This window comes from Agrilactobacillus fermenti, from assembly GCF_047943045.1.
Classification (GTDB): domain Bacteria; phylum Bacillota; class Bacilli; order Lactobacillales; family Lactobacillaceae; genus Agrilactobacillus; species Agrilactobacillus fermenti.
Window position 1 is genome coordinate 2,389,529 of the sequence record NZ_CP181347.1, and the last position, 20,567, is coordinate 2,410,095.

Here is a 20,567-nt window from a genome sequence, read left to right on the forward strand (position 1 = left end):
TGACTTTACGTGTAATCTTTAAAAATTACTGGAAATAACTTAGATTTAACACTCGGCTGCTGACCGCTTTTTGTCGCACTCTGTTTAAAATCGTTCTCTTTGAAACTGGAAATCAAAACAGCCTTCTACGTGGTACAGCTCGCTTGATGTTAAGCCTTCGCCTGTTTCATCATAGTTGGCCATTTGGATTAAGGTAATGTGAAATACGATCTCAAGCTGGTCCAGCAATAAATCATTACTCTCATCATCACTCTCCATGACGATTTGATGGACAATGCGCCGCTGTCTGCGTTTACGCAAAAAAATAGGTAAGAAAGCTAATGGTATGCCAATCACCGCGATAATGAAGGGCAGAGCTGGCACCTGTAAATTAGCCAATACTACGACACCGACGCTGAGCAGTAAGCCACCAATCGTCAGCATATAATCATGTTCTTGAGGTACAGTCATTATTCGTTCTCCTTTGCTGATTTAATTACAGATATTCGTTGTTTAAACGTGTTCCAAAAGGCAACGCCCTCACCTAACGAAGAATGACTTAAATGGAAAAACCACCATTTATCGTCATTCTTGTTAGTGCTTAGGCGCTGATCACCTTTTGTCTCACTCTCTAAATATATTACTTAAAGTTTACGCCCTAACGACTATCCTTGGAAATTATTTATTTTAACGTCCAGATTCTGTAATTAACGTCGTTTTTTGCATCATTAAGGTTGTGTATTCTACGTTAAACACAGATTAGCGACTTTCAAAACAAAACGACCGCTCGACTAAATATCCGATTTATACTTAATTTAGATTTCAAGCGAAGCTGAAAGGAATGAGCTTAAATGAGAAAAATAAATTATATGGGCGCTAGCATGATTGCAGCATTGTTTATCTGGGTAAGTTTCAGTAACATTCTAAAGCCAGTTCACGGCTTGAAGTTGCTGGCAAACGTCATTAGTCTAGTCATTTTTGCAGGTTTATTGATCACTTTCCTTATCAAATCTCATCGTCAGTCTACTTATAATTAAAGGAGTTGTGCACGCATGAAAGCATTATACAAAGGTCATCCAGCAGATGTCTGGCAAATCAGTCGAACCAATGTACGTCCAGATTGGGTCAAACTGGCTTTCGCAGAACATTATCTTTATTGGCTTGATAATCATTTATGTATTTTGATCAGTGGCTTGAAACCTTCGATGACTAAGAATTTAAAACTTGGTGCTGTGGGCACAATTGGCGGCGGCTTTGCTGGTTATGATATGTATACTATGGGATATTTAGGCGATTTCCTAGATGCCACAAATCACCGCGTTATCTCCAAAAAAACTTTCTCCAAGAAATATCAGTTGCTAAAAGATACGCCTGCCAGTCAAACTGAAATATGAATGCTTAATTTTAAACCCTCTGAAGTTAAATTCAGGGGGTTTTTTAAGCTGGCTAAAAGATATTAAAACAACGTTGATGACAACTAAAACAATTGACATTTTTTATCCAACCTTGCATCAATACAGCAAAACATTAAGTAATCATAATATTCCTAAAGGTTGAATGTTTTTTATTATATAATATAATTAGCTTATGAAAAAAGTAACTTTTGAAAGCTATCGGCGACCCAATGGTCATGATGAATTCGTGGAGTGGCTATCAAAAATACCTACCAAGGATAGTGCTAAATTATTGCGCGTAATTCATGAAACTGAGGAAAATGATTTATTAGTTGCCCAGCGATTACAGTGGATAAAAAAATTAGATACTAACCTGTACGAATTACGAAGTAAAGTCAGTTCAAATATTCAACGTGCACTTTATTTCCATGTTGACGGTACACGATATATCATTACACATGGTTTTACAAAAAAGCAGAACAAAACGCCACTTAGTCAAATCCAACACGGCAAAACACTTAGAAAGGAATGGTTCGATAATGAAAATAGATGATCTAATTGCGGAAAAACGTCAAGATCCTGAATTTGATCAAACCTATAAAGAGGCAGGCGAAAAACTAGCAACGGCTGTGGCACTTTATCACGCTCGAGAGAATGCTGGTTTGACGCAAGCAGAATTAGCTGAACGCGCCCATACAACTCAAGCTACCATTGCCAAAATTGAACGTGGTGATAATGTCTCATTTGAGAAGTTACAGGCCATTGCTCATGCACTAGGCAAAACATTAACAGTCAGTTTCGTGTAATTATAAAATAGTGAGTTTTAAACCCTCTGAAGTTAAATTCAGGGGGTTTTTAAGTTAGTCAGAGATTTCAATGATTACTTTTTTCACGATTGGTGATCATTAGGCCGCTTAATCTGGACTGAGGCATAGACCAATTGCATTGCTGCGACAATAACCAATAATATGGTACTGATCAAGTTATGTCTAAGAAGTGCATTCAGAACCAGTAAAAACAATATTAACGAAACATAAAAACTGATATCCTTATAAAAATATCTATTCAACTTTATCATATATAATCCCCCTTAATTGTCCCTAATACAACACACTTCTTATTATAGATGCTCATTGAGATAGTAGTTTATATAATTTTAAACGTCGCTATATTGTGTTTAGCATCTTAAGGACAGACTAAAAGCACAGTCAAAATTTGCTCTGGCTGTGTTTTAATTTGATCTATTTCACTTTTCAAGTACCTAGTTTTTGTTTGACCTTTAATAAATATCCCATGGCAACTATCCCAACGCCAATAAAACTTAACCCAATGAACGTGAATAGCTGCTGCCGCGGCGTTGGTGGCATATGCTTAGGTATCGCTTGCGCAGGTGCCGGGATATGCACCGACAAATACTGTTGACCCAACTTACCTTGAGCACTCGCTGCTTCAACTTTTAAGCGGTAGTGCCCTGGCTTCAGATAAGGCAATTGTGGCACAAACCTAAAAGTTTCATTAGCTGCTATTGCCTGACCTGCTTGAGTTGTTTGTGCCTTAACTTTACCTGACTGATAAAAAGTATAACGAAACTGTGGGGTTTGAATGTTGATCGGATTATGGTTTGTGGCCACAAAACGTAAGCCATGAACATTGGTCGCCTGCAAAAAGCCGTCATCATAATGAAAGTTGGGTGTCAAAACGTGCTGGATTCGGATGGGGTTAAGGTGCTTGGGTTGCCCATGATTGATAATCATGGTTACAGGAATTTTTTGTGACAAATCGGCTTCACTCAAAACGCCAATTTTCTTGGCATTTTTGGAAGTGATGATGATATTTCCCGTAAAGGTGCCTGATACTTGCGTCTTGGGCACTTTGACGCGCAAACGAACAATTTTAGGCCGTTCAGATGCGGTTATTAATCGCGTTTTTTGAGGAAAGAATGACGTAAAATTTGGTTGTGCCTGTTTATTCTGCAACAAAGTCGTTTTTCGATCATCCATAGACAAATTGGGCAGGGTCGTTTCACCTCTAACACTAATTTGAATTGCATTAGCTCCACCGAACTCAAAATTAGAATAGTCACTTTCAGCCAGCTCTTGGCGTACAGAAAATTGTAGTTGCCTGTCTTGCCCTGAATTTAGCTGTAATTGGTAGCCATCATTTAAGATACTCGTTTGGGGACCGATTGGTTTGACTGTCAGTCCACTAATGGCCGGCGGTGTCTCTTCCCCGGCAATTTGATCACTAAAGCTGGTCCAAGGCTGACTCTGATCGTCATCGCTATCGGCATAGCTTAATGACTGCCCTAGCAATTCAAAGATAACTGCCAGTGCCGCGACCATGAAAAGATTCGCAATTCGTTTCATTGCAGCCCCTCCTTACCTCAATGCCACCTTCAAGCTTTCTTGATTACTAAGTGCGTGCGCCAGCGCAATCCAACAATGACCATAAGCAAGGTTAATAAAATCACCAGTTGCTGCATACCCCAAAGCGGCTCATAGCCAGACAGCGCTATTAAGTGCCGGTTGGCAAGACTAGCCCAAGGAAAGAACTGCTGGAATGTACCAGTGCCAATAAATAAACTGCTCATCAAAGGTACTGCAAAAATAACGCCGCCAAAGACGATACTGCTTTGTTTGAATCGTAAGGCCAACCAAGTCACCAGCTGGTTGAGTACGCATATCCATAGAATCAAAAGAAGCAACAGGCTAACTAAGTTCAGCCCCAAAGTCACCGACAGTGTCTGGCCAAACAAGCGCGTCTCCCCGAGTGGGTACCCAAACATAACTAATGGCTGGCCCATAACAGCTGGAAAGCCAATCAGACCTAGGCATAAAACCAACAATAGACCTAATAATACCCTCACTTGCAGCTGTTGTTTGATGCGAAAGAAGCGCTGCCGTGAAATTGGTAAAGTATATAAGAAGCGAATATTATCCCGTTCAAAATCACGTGTGATCAAATCAAAAATCGCAAAAATGCCCAAGATCAAAAATAACAAGGCCCCGTAGTTACTAAAGAAATAATTGCTAAAGCCATTCATAGTTGTCGCCAGACTAAAGTCCAAACAAGGCGCATTTTTCTGGGCTAATAAGTGGTATTTGCGCACAGAAGCCGCGACTGTTGCCGCCGAGAGACCGGCTATACGGAGCTTTTTATTATGCCGCGTCAAGCTTTGATAACTCTGCCAAAAGACTAAATACTGCTGGGTGAGACCTTGTTCATCTGGATTTGCGGAACTGAGATTTGTAACTAAGGTGTCCAGGTGTTGCAATAAATTTTCCGAGTTTGTTTGTTCACTAAGACTTAGTTGCTTTTGCTTCTGCAGTAACCGCGCTTGATTACGCAACTGCGTCTGCCAAGAAATCAATTGACTGATCTCTTGCTGCTTGGCCTGCTTATCATGCTGTTGTGCAGATAAATAAAAGCCAAAAATCAGACCTAATAAGACAAACACCAAGAGCAGCCAACGACCATTTTTAAGATAGCGCGTCCATTCAAAGCGTCTCATGAGCATCTTCTCCAAATACGTGGAAATACAACTCATCTGTTGTTTCCGTGGTGTGTTCTTCATCTAATATCTCAATACCATTGGCTTTGGTCCAAGTGACAAGTTGCTGGTGCTGACTAGCTGATAGATCAACGCTTAATTTATGTGGCTGTTTCAAACTTGCCGCTAAGTCTTGTGCTGCCAAATATTGCTGGACTGGGTGAACATCGGTAAAGACCAGATCATAATGTTGCTTGTCTTGCCGTAATGTACTGGCAGCCACTAACTGGCCCCCGTGTAAGAAAATCACTTGGTCCGTTAATTGATCAATTTGAGCCAAATTATGCGATGAAAAAAGGATCGTTGTCCCTTGCTGATAAAGTTCCTGTAAAATCTGTTGAACTGTCCGAACTGCCACTGGATCTAGCCCGTTGAGCGGCTCGTCTAAGAGTAATAATTTGGGCTTGGGCAAAATCGCCAGCAAGAATAGTAAATGTTGTTTCATCCCTAAGGAATAGGCCGCAACTTTCTTGTGTATATAGGCCGTCATATCTAACCGTGCCAACAATTGGTCCACTTCCGATTGGGGTAGACCATAGACATCTTGGACCAGTCGTACATGAGCTGCACCAGATAAATCATTGAACAACACTCGATTATCCTGCAAGTAAGTCATTTGCTTAAAAATCGCCGCATCTGTGTTGCTGTGATCAAATACTTTGACCGAGCCACTATCAGGTTTCAATAAATTTGTAATAATATTGAGCAATGTTGATTTCCCTGAACCATTGGGCGCGACCAAGGCCAATATTTTGGGTGTCTGAATTTGTAGATCAATTGCTTGCAAAACCTGATGGGTGCCAAATCTTTTCGTCACTTGTTGTAAATCTAAAATCGTCATATTATCACTCGCCTATCTTCTTACGCCAAATCACTAAATACCCACCGCTGATCAATCCTAGTCCGACTAGACTACTACCGAGTATCGTTGCCCAGTTCTGAGTCACATTCATGCTTGATGCCGTCGACTGACCCAATTTATCACCGGTTGGTATTTTAACAGTAAGCTGCTGCGTCCCCAGCTGGCCACTGAGGCATTGAGTATCGATCCGCAACCGATAGCTGCCTGGACTTAAATATGGTACTAACGGCACCAAACTAAAAGTTTCATTGGCTGCCAGCGCATCTCCAGTTTGGATAGATTGTGCCACCAACTTCCCCCGCTGATAAAAACGATAATGCAGTTTGGGCTTAGAAATTGCGATTGGATTCGGATTCATGGCAATTAGCCGTAACCCATGCACATTAGTCGCTTGTAAAAAGCCATCATTATAATTATGTGTGTCCGTCAAAGCCCGTTTAAATTGCAGTGGTTTCAGTTTTTGAGGCTGACCGCTATTAATCATAATTGTCACTGGTATCCGTTGATCGCGACCATTTGAAGTCAGCACGCCCATTTCATGCATATCTCTGAAATGAAAAATCAAATTTCCCGTGAAAGTACCGGTCTTAACATTTCGCGGTACCCGTACTGGTAGCTCGACCTGCTGGGGTTCAGCCGTAACCTCAAGATTCTGGGCATCTTTAGGAAAAAACATGTCAAAGTTTGGCTGCTTTCTATTATTTTGATAATAAGCATCCTTTTGATCACTGACTGCTAAATTGGGCGTTGTGGTCACGCTGCGTGTGCTTAATTGCACGTATGTTTCATCTGGCATATCATCAGTATTACTTGAAACTGCTGCTTGAGCAATGGTAAATACTAAACGGGTTTGCTGACCCGGTTTTAACTGCAGTTGGTAACCTTGTGTTGTTCCCGACTGTACAATGCCACTTTTGGGTCGAAGTAGTTTGATTCTCGCATGATCAACAACAACTTGACCACTGGACGACTGGCTTTGAGCACTGGACCAAGGCGTTGCTGCCGCATCTCCGAGTGCTGCTTGGGTCAATTGTGCCGGCCCGCAAGTTAACCCTAAAGTCAGCCCTACTAAAATTAAGCACAGTAAAGCAAGTTTAATTTTCCGCATGTCCCCACCTCAATTCAGCCGTTGTCGATAAAGTTTATTTGCGGCTAGATAACTGAGCCCAGCCGCGATGGTATTGACAACTAACCCCAATTCAATCGTTATATGCGGATTTTGCTGCAATCGAGCCACCGTTTGATTCAAGAAATAATTCACATTTTCATATGGTATTGAGAAAAAGTTGGTCGCCCCCAATGTGAAAAAGACCGTATTGCCATTTAACCAAGATTGGGCCTGATAACTATTCGCAAACAATACCTGACTACTTTGTAGATACGAGCTCGGTAAAAATGCGCCCATGGTACGACTAACAATATTGGGCGTTTGGGCCAGGATTAATAGACCACCTAGCATTAAGCCGCAAACAACAAACGCCAAGGACAGCCGCTGCCGAATGGGTTTGATTAAAGCAATGACAAGTCGCAGCAACAAATAAACCAATAATAGGTTGATCCAAAATAAAAGTAAGCTTAGACCGATCACTTGAATTGCTGGCTTTAATTGCGTGGTTCCTGCCCAATAGGTCAAAATAGGATAATTCAAAGTCGTAAAGCCGCCTAATATCCCGCCATAAAGGTATAAAACAATACTCAAAATCATGATAAAACCTAACGTATTGCTGGCAAAAACTAATAATTGCGCATTAAAACTCGCGCGACGCTGAATCGGTAATGTATCTAGCCAGCCTAATTTTTCCGTCGTTAACGCCTGCAACTGGGGTAAAGCAAAAATCAACAGCAACACAATAATACCCAGCACACTGGTCAAAATAGGCAACATACTGATCAGCAACATCACTGAATTCGCCCCATAGCGGACACTGTGATAAGCCATTTTTTGTTTAACCAAGTAATTCACCAGCTGTTGCCGGTGTAACACATATTGGTCTAAACTCTGTTGCGGTAACAGTTCATTACCACCGACATCGGTGACATAGCTTCCCGTGGTGAAATACCGCTGTAAATCCTGTTGTTGGTACTTCAATAATTGCCGGTCAGATTGTTTTGCCTGTGTTATAGCCCGATAGCGCTGGCTTAAATCTTGCTGTAATTGCGAATGTGACTGATTTTGACTCCCCTGAATCAGATTTAATGTGTTCTGTAATTGATAATTCGTATCCACCCGTTCTCCGTCATTGGTTTGCTTGAACCCGAAGCCAATAATCAAACAGGCAATCACGAAAATGCCGCTAAGAATCCAAATGCGTGGCTGCTGGAATAATCGCTTTTGTTCAAATTTGAATAATTGCCACATAGCTAGCCTCCGAAAAAATAAGTCTTATTCCTTACAGCTTAAGAATAACATTTCCACATCTATTTAGGTAAAAAAGCATCTAACCATAGAATTGATTTTCTACAACTAGGCGCTTACTTAACTATAATCATTTTTTAGCTCACTTTACAATTCACTTAAATTATTACTCGCCAACAAAAAGACAATGACAAGTACCAGCAAGACAGAAACGATGTAAATCAGCCATTTTAGATCCCGTATCTTACGCTTAAAATAAATTACCAAAAGATAACCAAGTAACCCTATTGGCACCCCAATCCGCAGAAAAACGCTTCCTGGAAATGAAAGCCACTGTGTAAATAATACAGACATAATTGTCCCACTAGCCAACCAAAACGTCGCAAAAGACATAATGAGCATGGCATTTTTCTTGAATGATCTGACACTACGCATGTTGATTACCCCTTATATCAGAGTGCGACAAAAAGCGTTCAGCGACCGAGCACTAACAAGAATTGCGACAAATGGTGGTTTTTCCATTTGAGCTATTCACAGTTAGGTGAGGCCGTTGCTTTTTGGAGCACGTTTAAGAAATAGCTGACAAAAAGCGCTCAGCGGCCGAGCACTGGCAAGGCTCACGGTAAAATATATAAAAATAAATTAGGCACCCAAGCACTATTATCTAAAAATCGGTCAATAAACGACTTTGACTTCATCTTGGTAAATGGCAAGAGCGCCCAGATAATCTGTAAAAGCGTTACTGCCAACGTTGCCATGAACCAGACTGAAAACATAATAAGTAGGGTAATCAAAATATTTTTTATCATTACCAGGCCCTCCTAAATGTGGTTGAGACAAAACTAACATTTTGTTTTCAGCCACCTGTCAATTACGAATATTCATTGCTTAAACGTGTACCTTTCGATACAGCTTTCGCCACTACAAGTACATACTAAAGGCACTTGAGGTAGCAATGAACACAGTAAAGTAAGATAACTGCCACAAAGTCAGCAGCAAGCCCAAGAATAAACATACCATATTGCCAGCAAAGATTTTCTCCGCTGAACGTTTGCTGTCCAACTTTATAATTGAACCCACAAAACCAATGATCCCTAAAATGCCGATACCAGCGATGAAACCTGCATTCAAGTATTTCATTATCAAGTTAGCGCACCTCACCTAATCATGCAAAACTATTCAAAGTTCTTTGTGCCCATTATTGTACTTGTTCTGTACCAAAAAAGGTCACCTTGTTTTTTTCGTGACTATTTCGTGATGAGCGTTGCTTACGAACAATTTTGGCTCAAACGTATGTCAAAAGGCAACGTCCTTTATCCCATGCTTACCGCTTGGTGTTTTTAACTCTTCTGCCCCAGGACCTTATCCTTATAGTAATTAAAAAACGTCTTCTCGCCGGTAATTACACTAGCAGTCCCATTCAGACCGTAGCGCAGATTACGCCGTTGGGCTAGTGATGGATCAATGCGTGCCGTGACTTGAAAGTAATTGCCTTTGTTTGTCGTGGTCGGGGCGACATCAATCTTAGTCACCGTTCCATTCAAGACTAGCGGCCGTGGAACCTTCTGGGCGATACGCAGCCGTAATTTCTGACCTTGTTTTAACCCAACGATTTGATCAGCTGGGATCATCGTCACTACTTTTAATTTAGTCTGGGCTTCAATCAATGGATAGATCTGGGCTAAAGCCGTCCCAGCACCCAAATATTGTTTCCCGATATTGCGCGCATCCACGTGCAGAATCCCAGTCTTTTTAGCACGAACTGTATAGTTTTGACGATTTTTGGTCAAAACAGTCAGCTTGTCTTTAAGCTGTGTTTGTTGGGTTTTAAGCTGTGCTTGTTCTTTAGCCACACTGGCCAGTTGTTGATTTTGCAATGCCGTTAGCTTTTGCTGCGCCTGGGCATCCGTAATGCCTGCCGTTTGTGGGGCAGCTAATTGGGCTTGCTGGACTTGGATGCTATCGATACTAGACTGGATTTGGCTGACCTGATTATTGGCATTGGCTAAATAGCTCTCTTTTAACTGGGCTAAGTCATCCCCCGAGAGAGCTTTACTTTTAGCTTGGAAACTATTCCAGAGATAAGTCAGATTTGAATTTTTACCCAGCACGTTTTTATTCTGATCAATGCTATCGCGTAACGCTTGATAGTCTTGTAATTGCGCCTTTAAAGTCGTCAAATTATTGGCTAATAACTGGGCTACTTTATCTGACTTATGGTTATTATCTTGTTGGGTCTTATCCGCCAAACTGGCCTCTGATTGATAAATCGCCCGTTGTGCTAAGTAATTAGCGAGTTGATCAGAATAACCGAAAGCGTCCGCCTGGGTAAAAGTCGTTTTGTTCTGCTGAACCCCCGTCTTGAATTGATCTAAGCCCTGTATGCGCTGCTGTGTCTCATCAATTTGTTGCTTAAGCAATGTCGCTTGGCCTTTATCGGTCACATCTTGGTAGACCAATAAGGGGTCACCTTGATGAACGACTTTATTTTCTCGGAGGTGATTGACCAAAATTCGACTGCTAGCTGTGCCTTGAATGGTCACCGGGGTGGCTTGGGGCTCGATTTGTCCCACGGATTTGACGGTCACTTCCCGCTTACCAAAGAAAGAAAATAGGAGTAGGCCCAAACACAGGAGGGCAACCGGTAATATAATCAGCGTTGAAAAATTCTGGTAGCGGCGCTGATAAAACTCAGTACTCTCCAAAAATCTTAGATCATGATTCATACCTAACCCCTCCTATTGGTTGACCAAATCGGCATAATAACCTGCTTGATCTAATAATGACTGATGTGTACCTTTTTCTACCGGTTTGCCATGATCCAAAACCACAATGTTGTTCGCCAATTTAGCGATATTTAAGCGATGGGCGATAAAAATCACGGTCTTATCCTTTAACGCCAATAATTTCTGCACGATTTTTTGTTCTGTGATCGCGTCCAAATTACTAGTGGATTCATCAAATATCAGAACTTGAGCACTGGTTAATAGGGCGCGGGCAATGGTCAAGCGTTGTTTCTGACCACCGGATAAAGTGGCGCCGTTTTCGGATAATTCTGTCTTGTAGCCTAAGGGCAAAGCTTCAATATCTGCTTGAATCTCCGCAAAAGCACACGCAGCCATAATGTCTTCGGTGGTCACATCGGGTCGGCTGCCTAAAGTTAAGTTTTCTAAAACAGTGCCATTAAAGACATAGGGTTCTTGCGGCACATAGTTCACATATTACCGTAACGTATGCTTATCGATATCCGTGGTCTGATGGCCGTTTACTAGAATCTGACCAGCCGTTGGTTCAAAGAAACCCACCAGCAGTTTGACTAAGGTCGTCTTTCCTGAACCACTCATCCCCACAATCGCCAGTTTGCTATTGGCCTCAATTTTCAAGTTGATCGCTGTCAACGTATTGCGCCCAAAGCCATACTTGAAGTCAACCTTGGCAAATTCAAGCGCACCTTTGAGTTTAGCTACGTCTTTGATCGGCCGCGCCTGCTTAAATTCAGACTCGACTAGATACACTTCATTCAATCGATTATTTGCCACCCGGGCCATTTGTAACTTTGTCTGCAAGTTGATGATGTTTTGAATGGGATTGGTGAAATACGACAGTAAAGCATTATAAGTGATCAGCTGGCCTAAACTCAATTTGTTTTGCATGACTAAATTAGCACCCAACCAAAGGACCAAGGTATTGACTACTAGTTGAATCCCTGCTTTCAGCGCCTGTTGTAAGAGGTCCAGTTTTTGATAGGTAAATGACTTGCGTAAATAAGCTACAAATTCTCGATCCACTTTTTGGTAACTATTATCTTCAGCATTCAAAGACTTGACGGTCTCAATGCCATTGATATCTTCGATGATCGAAGAACTCAACATGGCATTACTTTGCATGGTATCTTGATTGTACTTCTCAAAGGGCTTGACGAAAGCATAGATCACCACGATATATAGTGGAATCGCAATCAAGGTGATCCAGAACAGCTGCATGCTCTGCACTGCCAGCACAATGGCTAAAATCAACGCGATCCAAACATCTAAGAACATAGAAATAATTGTGCTTGCTAAGGCATCAATGATTTTATTAGCATCTGTAAACCGAGAAATGATCTCCCCCGTCCGCCGAGTCGCAAAAAATGACATGGGTAGTTCGAAAATATGCCGAATATAAGCGAGAATCACATCAATCGAAAGTCGCTGTCCTAGAACAGCTAATAAGTAGTTTTGACCAAATGTTAAAACCTGCTGCAATATGTAAGTACATAATAAACCCACGGAAATGATACCTAGCGTATTGACCATCTGGCTCGGTATGAAAGTATCAATGATTCCCTGTAAATAATAAGAACCGAGGATACTGATCAGGGTAACTAAAATCGACGCCACAATAATATTCGTAATCAAATGATGTTGTTTGAACATCATCGGAACGTAGCTAAATAGCGAATTCTTAGACTCTTGGGCACTTTGATAACCAGGTTTCGGGGCAAAAAAAATAGCCACCCCAGACCACTCTTTTAAAAAGTCCGCCTTGGCCATTTTATGTAAGCCTACGGTAGGGTCCGGGTCGCCAATCAATAATTTGTCCCCTCGTTGCCCAAAAACCACATAATAATGTAATAGCTTGCCTTGTTTCAAGACATGGGCGATAAATGGAAAAGGCAAATCAGGCACGTCAAATAAGGTAGCGTCCGCACGGATCGGTTTCGTCTCTAAATCTAATGTTTCCGCGGCTTCAACGATTCCTAGAGCTGTGGTCCCAGCCATATCCGTTTTCGCTAGATCACGCAGGTGTGCCAAGGAATATTGCGAATCAAAATGACGTAAGATCATAGCTAGCGCGGCCACACCGCAATCCCGTTCGTCTACTTGAGGGACATAATCTCGCCGATTCTTAAAATACCTCATTTTTCGCTACACCTCCTGCTTGACCTCAGCTATGCCCTTTAAGTAGCGCCGCAACATTGCTACTTTACGGGCACTAACTTTACAGCTAACCTTGCGCTGCCTATCAAAATAAAGTACGCGTTGCCCAAAATCAAAAATGACCACATTTTGTGGATTGATCAAAATACTCCGATCACAGCGAATCAGATTGGGATTATCCCTTTCAACCTGCCGTAATTCACCTCTGAACTCTGCACGCACATCACGTCCCCGCAATAACAATTTACGGGGGGCATCCTTCAAGGACTCAACATAATACAAATCACTGAACTTTAATTCACGAAACCGATCCCTCGCTACCTCATAGCTAAACATAACTTCTGAATTCCGTGTATCTTTTTGGTACCGCTCATAAGCTGTATCCACATCTTCACGAATGAGCTGATCCGCGTTTTCTGCACCCTCTTCTTTATAAATAAAGTCCAGCGGCTCCACTTTTCGGGACAAGGTCAGTTTCAGCATTTCATCATGAGTGGTAATAAATGCAATGGCTGCAAAGGGCTGCTGGGCCCGAATTTTTTCAGCCACATTAATGCCGTTTAAGTCACTATGATCGATTTGAATATCTAATAAAGCGAATACCCGAGCATTGGGGTGTTCATTCAAATAGTTCAAGATATCCTTGGGTTCAGGGGTACAGACAGCAATTTCCATGTCATAGGCTTTCGGCGTGTCATTGATTTCGATGCGTTGCTGAATAATTTGACGGTACGCTTGCCGCTGCAGGTCGTTATCTTCCAATATCAATACTTCAAGCATGTGTCACTCCTTTCTCGGCGGTGGTGATCAACAAACTAAACCGCACATAGCGGTCATGCTTACTGACCTCGAATAACAATTCATCTGACGCTGCCGTCAATTGCTGCACCGTCGCTAAGCCTAGGCCACTGTGTGTTGCTTTAGAAGAATAGCCACGTTCAAATAAATGATCGATATCTAATTCAGGATCAGTGATCGTATTTTCAATATTAAATTCATAGGACGTAGGCGTATATGAAACTAAAGCCAAATGGAGTTCACCATCCTTTTGTGCTTGAACAGCTTCAATCGCGTTATCTATTAAGATACCGATGATCCGCACTACATCCACGATTGTCTGGGGCGTCGCGGTAATCGGCTGCTCTACTTCAAAAGTCACCTGAATTTTGGCCTGAACCATTTGCTTTAATTTAGCAAACAATAACCCACGAATACTGGGGACTTGAATCTTAGACAAGTCAGCAAAGATCCGTTGATCCAAGTGGGTACTGGCGTTGGTCTCATTAAGCAATTGTTGGACGTAAGCTTCCCCGTCCTTGCTGTGGCTGCCTTGTAAGTAGCTTTGAACCGACAACAGCTGATTTTGATAATCATGCCGTGCTTGACGCAGGGCTTCATAATTCTCTTCAACTTTTTTCAAATAATCTTGTTGTTGCTGAAACTCCCTTAGCTTAGCCTTAGCATCTGTTGACCGCCGATAACTAGCAACGAAATACCACATCATGACAAATGTTGCAATAATGAAAACTGTAAAACTGAAAATAATTAAAGATTGGAAAATCCCCTCTAGATTGAGTTGTACTGCAACTAACGATATACCCAATTCAAGCAAGAAAAGCGCCATTAAAAAAGTGGTGATTGCCTGAAGAATCTTCCTATCTTGATTTAAGAAGTGAATTAATTCATTTATCCTTATTGCATAGTGATAAATCATCCACATAGATATACCCACTAAAATCGATAATATTATAGGCGCTAACCAATTTAAAAGTGGTGACTGTTCAGATAGTAATATTTTTAATAGGGAAACACTCTTGATAATCATATTACCAACAGGAAATACTACGATTGCTACGGCTAACAGTGCAATGCTTTGATCCGAAACCAAGGGTACTTTGTATTTAATTTTCTGGATCAAAATTTTTATTAAAATTGCAATCAATATTCCTGTATCTCTTAGGAAATAGCTCAAAATTGCAAGTGTTACTGCAATCATAAAGTTAAAAGAAATAGATTTAACTTTTAAACGCCCAAAAACTTGATCTGCAGGTAATAATACAGCAAGCACAACACAAACATCCCAGACAAAACCCTCGTACATCTCTAAAATAAATTATGGAAAAATTGAGATAACTTTTTCCCAACTGTATTAGTATAGCCCCCAGCAAAAGCCGAAAATCCTCTTCCTCCAGATATTTGACCCAATTTACTTGTATTTAATGTTTCGAACTGACTAATAGTACTTAATTTCTTAGTACCTTGATTATTCTTATATTGTGTTTTCATAGTTCTCCTCCTAATTAAATAAACCAATCAACGTTATCTCACGTATCTAAACAACACTTTAATATTACTACAAATTTATTATTTAAAGTAACTACAAGTTTTTAACGTAGTTAATTTTGTTTTTAACGTTATTTACTCAAAGATCTAAGTCGGAAAGAATAGTTATCAAAAATATTGTATTCAATAGACCTATGAAAGCCATTGTCTGATATATCCATCGGTTTTTAATTTACCAGATTCCTTTGATTTCGCACTTAAATCATAAAAACAGGCACCAATGAGCTATCTCATTAGTGCCAAAAACCTATATGTCATATACGTCTTTTAATATATCGCTTAGATATTTAATTATATCTGCTATCCTGTAATATATGCTGTAAATCATCTAATGTTGTATCATCACCAACGGTCATCGATAATAGTTTTCCTTTGTTATAAAGAGCAACTGTAGGTGTTCCAGCAAATTCAAATGGCTGGTTAAAGCTGCTGTAAAAATTGTCCAGCATATTTTTCGTAGCTGTCGTGAAAGTCCCTGTTGGTCCATAATCAAGATAATATACAGGCTGATTGGCTTCCTGTATAAATTTATTTAGTACAGGTGAAAACTTACGACAATGCGGACACTCTTTAAATCCAATATAAGCTATGAATTTATCTCCATCAGAAATCTTCTGCAAATATTGTGTTAAAGAGATTGGCGTGACTCCTTGGATATTTTTATCATAATTGTCCTCTGTAACTCCATTATCGATTACTGTCTGAGTTTGCGCAGAGCCACTATATTGAGAAATAGTTTGCGCTTTAACTGTAGATGATTTTACAAAAAATGCAACACACAAAGCACTAAGTAAAATTAATAGTCTCTTTTTAATGTAATTAACCCCTTCATCACTCGAAAAATCAACACAACATATTAGATAACGTTTTTATTAATATTTTAATATATACGTAATGCCATTCGAACTTATTAAAATATGAAAAATATATCCCTTTAATTTTTGAATTAACAATTACCATGTCCAAAATTAGCAAAGCGATTAACACCACAGGTCCAAGACTGTCCCCAGTTTACAGTGCATTTATGAGAATTACAACTTACACCATTACCATAGTATTTGCCTCCAGTAATAGAAAGCAATTCCTTTTTAGTAAGTAGTTTTTCATTATTCATGCTTTTTTTCATATTATTATACCTCTTCTATTTTTATAAAATTTAATATAGATGAGAAAGCAAATAGTTCTGGTTGTTCTCCTCTAAGGCCTTAGAATTTTAAGAATCATTGTTTTCCTATGCTTTCTTTTCTACGTGTTTTAGAATACCATAGTAATTGATTCTCAAAGATAAAAGTTTTTTTCGTTTATTAATCCGTAATGAACGTTTCATAAATATAAATTTCAACGAATAAAACAAATATCCTGACGCTAATTACATTATTATTTTTAATATCGACATTTTGGGCCTAAGTTAATACTCTCCATATAGACTTAGTGGCTATCCTTAATGAAAGAGCATTTGGTGTTAAAAACGATTTCATGGACACGTTTTGATAGAATCTAACTACTAAGAATAGAACTTGTCCAAAATGACCAAAAAAGAAAAAACGGGGTATCCGAAGCAGAAATTTTAGCTATGAAGAAAGAGATGGCTCGTATAAAGGAGGAAAATGCCATCTTAAAAAAAGCCTTGACCATATTCGCTCAAAAGTAGAATCAACTATCGTCTTCGAATATATCCAATCAAATGTAAAAAATCATGATATCAAACAAATGTGTGCTGCTCTATCAGTGCCAAGGTCTAGTTATTACCAATGACTTGAGAAGCGGCCTTCTAAACGCCAAGTTGAAAATGAACGTCTTTGTCGATTGATCTCAGGGATCTATTTTGAGAATAAGGGTATTTATGGCACCCCGAAGATCCATTACCTTCTGATCAGTCGAGGTGAGCATATTTCCTTGAAGCGAGTTTAAAAACTCATGAAAACGTTGGGCCTACGGTCCATCACTGTTAAGAAGTATCAACCGAGTCGATTTTCAAAGCCAATAACCGAAGGCCGAAAAAATTTATTGAACCAGGACTTTACAACAACGACTATCAATCAAAATGGGCAACCGATATCACTTATATTCACACTCGAAAAGACGGTTGGACTTATTTATCTACGATCCAAGACCTCCACACTAAAAAGATCATTGGGTGGAAATATGGCAAACAAATGACCGTAAAACTTGTTCTTGACACACTTGAACATGCTTATTGAATAATGTGCCGACCAAGGATTTGATCATTCCACTCAGATACTTGGCGCTCAGTACACTAGTGCTGCCTATGAATCCAGATTACAAGAACTAAATATTCAGCATTCTTTCAGCCGAAAGGGCTGCCCTTATGACAACGCCGGTATTGAATCATTTCACGCCTCAATCAAAAAAGAGGAAGCCTATCCTGCAAAGTTATACGAAGATTTTGAAGTAGCCCATTGGGCTATTTTCCAATATATTGAAGGTTTTTATAATCGCAATCGAATCCACATCAGTATCGATTATTTAACTCCAGAACAAATGGAGAACTTAGCTAAGCAAGCATAAGTAACCATTATTTTTTGACGCATATTCCATAAAGGGCTTCTTCATTACTTCGATCAGATGTCAAACGGTCTGAGTTTGATATTTGATTGAAGTGATGAAATGATTGCCTGTCGGAATATCGAAAAAAATCTCTCAAATCGTGTCCAAGATATTGACTCAAATCCAACGTTTATTACATAATTATGCACGAAAAAAACTTTTTTCGTGCGATTGAGTAGATTGTGTTAGGTTTACCTATAGAATCATGAATAAGATAATTTTTAAGAAATGAGATGTATTTCAATGAAATCAAATCGTGATGATACGGTGCAAAAAGCCAAAATGGATATAGGTCATTTGTTAAAGGCTATGTCAAAGTGGGCACCTCAAACGTCCGAAATACTTGATATCACAGATGTTTTAGCCCAGGTATATCGAAAAATTGATACCGCTAAAAATCCTGAAGCGCTCGTTAATCGACTTGTAAATTATATTCGTATTGTTTCTAGCAAAGGTAAACTCCATTTTCCACCAGCTGAAGAAAAGTCAATGATTGATCTTGGTGCCATTGGTCAACGTGCTGGGCTAAACGGGTTATACATGGCAGATTTTTCAGACAAATCACAATTTTATAGTTATACGGAACAAATACCCAGACGATAATTGCGTGGGAGAAAACTACTAACGTGTAGATTAAACATATTACAATTAGATCTGTTGATGAAGTATATTCTTACTTCGGTCAACGGATCTTTTTTGACCAATTATAAAAATACCGTTCACTCATTGTGGCTTCGAGCCCGTAAAAAAACTGGCTTTCACTACTATCTTTGTTAATCAATTTTAAGTCTATGGAGTTTCAACCTCAGGTAAAGGAATTGTAATGAACGTAGAAAGTTTTGCACCACAACACGCTTAATACAATATAGCGACGCTCAATACCATTTATGCATTTGTGATTAATGATGGGTATAATATAAGCAGTATTAAAATTGTAACTTTTACAATCACTTAATTTTTCTACAGATGGTATTATCAAAAATATATGGATTTGAGTCAATATCTTGGACACGATTTGAGAGATTTTTTTCGATATTCCGATGGGCGATTATTTCATCACTTCGATCAAATATCAAACCCACACCGTTTGACATCTGATCGAAGTGATGAAGAAGCCCGCTATCCCATTAGCAACAATTGTCCGCTCTTTTAATGGAATATCTGAATGAGATCGAAATTTTTTTAGCACATTGCGTAATTCGTTAGGATCCTTTACCACAAAGAAACACCTCTAGATTAATTGATTATGAGATATGAAGTATTCTCCGATGATTGTTTTTTTTAATTTAATAGTTCAAGCGTAAAAACTTTAAATAGCACTTGTCAACAGCAATAGATTTTTCTTTAATTTAGCTTTCTAACTTTCTTTAATGTTCAAGTACTAGTTCCAAAAATTAACTGTGTTTAACACCTCGTATTTTGTATTTAACGTTGTATAGATTTTATTTTGCTACGAAAAAAACAAAATACGGGGTATTCAATACATTTTAAATTACATATCCATACACGGTCTAAAATACTAACTGTGATAGCGAATCACAATAATTTTGAAAGAAGGAAAATTTACGAATAATCCTACTTTAGAATCTCAAGTAACTTTGTCTAAAAATGGGCGGTCAAATGGCTGGAATCACACCAACTAATTAAATCTTTGATATCTTGTTACCCAAATTAATACTTTTTCTTTGATCCATCAGAGCTAAGGAGAAATCATTTGAAACAAAAACTAATCCACAGCTTAAAATCATTTGTCCCTCTAATGGCATTATTACTTATCTTAGAATTATTAGGTACTTTAGCCACATATACTTTTGCACCCAAGTTAATAAATCAACTACATATACCACCGCTACTTGTGACTAGCTTGTATGATTCTGGTTGTATGATAACCATCTGGCTGGCAAACCACTTTTTAACTAAGCAAGCCACCTTTTGGACCTTTGATCGGCAACAAGTTGCAGGGTTCTTTAAAAGTCTCACAGGTAAACGTATTTTTTTAATTTTGTTGTTAATCATCTACTTCTTATTGTCTATCATGCGTCATCCTAACCAATTACTTGAAGGCCTAGTTGACGGCGGCTGTACTGCGATAGTTGAAGAGTTTTTATTTCGCGGCATTGTTTTAGGTTATCTCTTACGTGTCATAAAACCAAGCAAGAATCAAAGTATCTGGCTGGCAATAATTTTAAGTAGCCTTGTTTTTGCTTTCGCCCACCTAGGTAATGCCCAAGTTCAACCTTTATTGGATACACTATTTCAAGTCCTTCAGGCATTCGGTGTAGGCCTATTACTTGCGGCTTTGTACCTCAAAACTGGGTCATTGATTTCAAGTATGTTACTCCATTTTCTCATAGATTTTAATAGTCTTGCTGCAGACGCTGCCTCTGAATCGACAGCTTATAATTCATCTATTCTTGTTTCCACCGTTGTTTCAATTATCGTTATCACAATCTTTTTTCTACTCTGCCGCGCATTATTAAAAGACAAGCATGATCTGACTTTATTAAATAGACCATTGGATATTAATAACTAGCCTTAAATTCAGCTAAATATTGTTATGACACTATATATTGAATCTAAACACACTGACCTCAGA

23 protein-coding genes and 1 pseudogene are annotated in these 20,567 nt (G+C 39.4%); 8 read left to right on the plus strand and 16 right to left on the minus strand.

Going from position 1 to position 20,567, the window contains the following annotated elements; all coding sequences use genetic code 11:
• Positions 1-84: 84 nt before the first annotated feature.
• A complete protein-coding gene (locus ACNAN0_RS11850; protein ID WP_230912973.1) occupies positions 85-450 on the minus strand; it encodes a hypothetical protein in 366 nt (121 codons plus the stop codon).
• Positions 451-830: 380 nt separating this feature from the next.
• Here ACNAN0_RS11850 and ACNAN0_RS11855 point away from each other — a divergent pair, with 380 nt between their 5' ends.
• The 4 genes from ACNAN0_RS11855 to ACNAN0_RS11870 all read left to right on the plus strand — a co-directional run bounded on the left by ACNAN0_RS11855 (position 831) and on the right by ACNAN0_RS11870 (position 2,179).
• Positions 831-1,016 (plus strand): hypothetical protein, encoded by a 186-nt coding sequence (locus tag ACNAN0_RS11855; RefSeq protein ID WP_416353391.1) that lies wholly within the window; start codon positions 831-833, stop codon positions 1,014-1,016.
• 15 nt (positions 1,017-1,031) lie between these two features.
• Entirely contained in the window at positions 1,032-1,373 is a 342-nt protein-coding gene (locus ACNAN0_RS11860) for a role in replication (protein WP_416353392.1), read from the plus strand.
• A gap of 193 nt (positions 1,374-1,566) precedes the next feature.
• Positions 1,567-1,926 (plus strand): type II toxin-antitoxin system RelE/ParE family toxin, encoded by a 360-nt coding sequence (locus tag ACNAN0_RS11865; RefSeq protein ID WP_416353393.1) that lies wholly within the window; start codon positions 1,567-1,569, stop codon positions 1,924-1,926.
• A complete protein-coding gene (locus ACNAN0_RS11870) occupies positions 1,913-2,179 on the plus strand; it encodes a helix-turn-helix domain-containing protein (protein ID WP_416353394.1) in 267 nt (88 codons plus the stop codon). The genes ACNAN0_RS11865 and ACNAN0_RS11870 overlap by 14 nt, the downstream gene beginning before the upstream one ends.
• A gap of 447 nt (positions 2,180-2,626) precedes the next feature.
• Here the strand turns inward: ACNAN0_RS11870 and ACNAN0_RS11875 are convergent, their stop codons facing one another.
• The 15 genes and pseudogenes from ACNAN0_RS11875 to ACNAN0_RS11945 all read right to left on the minus strand — a co-directional run bounded on the left by ACNAN0_RS11875 (position 2,627) and on the right by ACNAN0_RS11945 (position 16,517).
• Positions 2,627-3,739 (minus strand): hypothetical protein, encoded by a 1,113-nt coding sequence (locus ACNAN0_RS11875; RefSeq protein ID WP_416353395.1) that lies wholly within the window; start codon positions 3,737-3,739, stop codon positions 2,627-2,629.
• A gap of 29 nt (positions 3,740-3,768) precedes the next feature.
• A complete protein-coding gene (locus ACNAN0_RS11880; RefSeq protein WP_416353396.1) occupies positions 3,769-4,884 on the minus strand; it encodes an ABC transporter permease subunit in 1,116 nt (371 codons plus the stop codon).
• Positions 4,871-5,764: an ABC transporter ATP-binding protein gene (locus ACNAN0_RS11885; protein ID WP_416353397.1), complete on the minus strand. Its 894-nt coding sequence runs from the start codon at positions 5,762-5,764 to the stop codon at positions 4,871-4,873. The genes ACNAN0_RS11880 and ACNAN0_RS11885 overlap by 14 nt, the downstream gene beginning before the upstream one ends.
• A gap of 4 nt (positions 5,765-5,768) precedes the next feature.
• Positions 5,769-6,893 (minus strand): hypothetical protein, encoded by a 1,125-nt coding sequence (locus tag ACNAN0_RS11890; RefSeq protein WP_416353398.1) that lies wholly within the window; start codon positions 6,891-6,893, stop codon positions 5,769-5,771.
• 9 nt (positions 6,894-6,902) lie between these two features.
• A complete protein-coding gene (locus ACNAN0_RS11895; protein ID WP_416353399.1) occupies positions 6,903-8,144 on the minus strand; it encodes a hypothetical protein in 1,242 nt (413 codons plus the stop codon).
• A 144-nt stretch (positions 8,145-8,288) separates the two neighbouring features.
• Complete coding sequence (locus ACNAN0_RS11900; protein ID WP_230912983.1) at positions 8,289-8,576, minus strand: hypothetical protein; 288 nt, start codon at positions 8,574-8,576, stop codon at positions 8,289-8,291.
• Between the two features lie 182 nt (positions 8,577-8,758).
• Entirely contained in the window at positions 8,759-8,950 is a 192-nt protein-coding gene (locus ACNAN0_RS11905) for a hypothetical protein (protein ID WP_416353400.1), read from the minus strand.
• Between the two features lie 112 nt (positions 8,951-9,062).
• Complete coding sequence (locus tag ACNAN0_RS11910; protein WP_416353401.1) at positions 9,063-9,281, minus strand: hypothetical protein; 219 nt, start codon at positions 9,279-9,281, stop codon at positions 9,063-9,065.
• A 200-nt stretch (positions 9,282-9,481) separates the two neighbouring features.
• A complete protein-coding gene (locus ACNAN0_RS11915) occupies positions 9,482-10,867 on the minus strand; it encodes a bacteriocin secretion accessory protein (RefSeq protein WP_416353402.1) in 1,386 nt (461 codons plus the stop codon).
• Between the two features lie 12 nt (positions 10,868-10,879).
• Positions 10,880-13,042: pseudogene (locus tag ACNAN0_RS11920) on the minus strand (peptide cleavage/export ABC transporter).
• A gap of 6 nt (positions 13,043-13,048) precedes the next feature.
• A complete protein-coding gene (locus ACNAN0_RS11925; protein ID WP_416353403.1) occupies positions 13,049-13,840 on the minus strand; it encodes a DNA-binding response regulator in 792 nt (263 codons plus the stop codon).
• Positions 13,833-15,128 carry a sensor histidine kinase gene (locus ACNAN0_RS11930; RefSeq protein ID WP_416353404.1) on the minus strand — a complete coding sequence of 432 codons (1,296 nt, stop codon included), beginning with the start codon at positions 15,126-15,128 and terminating at the stop codon, positions 13,833-13,835. Before ACNAN0_RS11930 ends, ACNAN0_RS11925 begins: the two co-directional genes overlap by 8 nt.
• Before the next feature lie 35 nt (positions 15,129-15,163).
• Positions 15,164-15,346: a ComC/BlpC family leader-containing pheromone/bacteriocin gene (locus ACNAN0_RS11935; RefSeq protein ID WP_416353405.1), complete on the minus strand. Its 183-nt coding sequence runs from the start codon at positions 15,344-15,346 to the stop codon at positions 15,164-15,166.
• Between the two features lie 344 nt (positions 15,347-15,690).
• Complete coding sequence (locus ACNAN0_RS11940) at positions 15,691-16,185, minus strand: PedC/BrcD family bacteriocin maturation disulfide isomerase (protein WP_416353406.1); 495 nt, start codon at positions 16,183-16,185, stop codon at positions 15,691-15,693.
• A gap of 164 nt (positions 16,186-16,349) precedes the next feature.
• Positions 16,350-16,517 (minus strand): leucocin A/sakacin P family class II bacteriocin, encoded by a 168-nt coding sequence (locus ACNAN0_RS11945; protein WP_416354199.1) that lies wholly within the window; start codon positions 16,515-16,517, stop codon positions 16,350-16,352.
• An 892-nt stretch (positions 16,518-17,409) separates the two neighbouring features.
• Here ACNAN0_RS11945 and ACNAN0_RS11950 point away from each other — a divergent pair.
• From ACNAN0_RS11950 to ACNAN0_RS11965, 4 genes are all read left to right on the plus strand, one after another.
• A complete protein-coding gene (locus ACNAN0_RS11950; protein WP_416354200.1) occupies positions 17,410-17,604 on the plus strand; it encodes a DDE-type integrase/transposase/recombinase in 195 nt (64 codons plus the stop codon).
• Between the two features lie 94 nt (positions 17,605-17,698).
• Complete coding sequence (locus ACNAN0_RS11955) at positions 17,699-17,932, plus strand: IS3 family transposase (protein WP_416354201.1); 234 nt, start codon at positions 17,699-17,701, stop codon at positions 17,930-17,932.
• Between the two features lie 282 nt (positions 17,933-18,214).
• Positions 18,215-18,574 (plus strand): bacteriocin immunity protein, encoded by a 360-nt coding sequence (locus ACNAN0_RS11960; RefSeq protein WP_416353407.1) that lies wholly within the window; start codon positions 18,215-18,217, stop codon positions 18,572-18,574.
• A gap of 1,156 nt (positions 18,575-19,730) precedes the next feature.
• Positions 19,731-20,504 (plus strand): lysostaphin resistance A-like protein, encoded by a 774-nt coding sequence (locus tag ACNAN0_RS11965; protein ID WP_416353408.1) that lies wholly within the window; start codon positions 19,731-19,733, stop codon positions 20,502-20,504.
• The last annotated feature ends 63 nt before the right edge of the window (positions 20,505-20,567 follow it).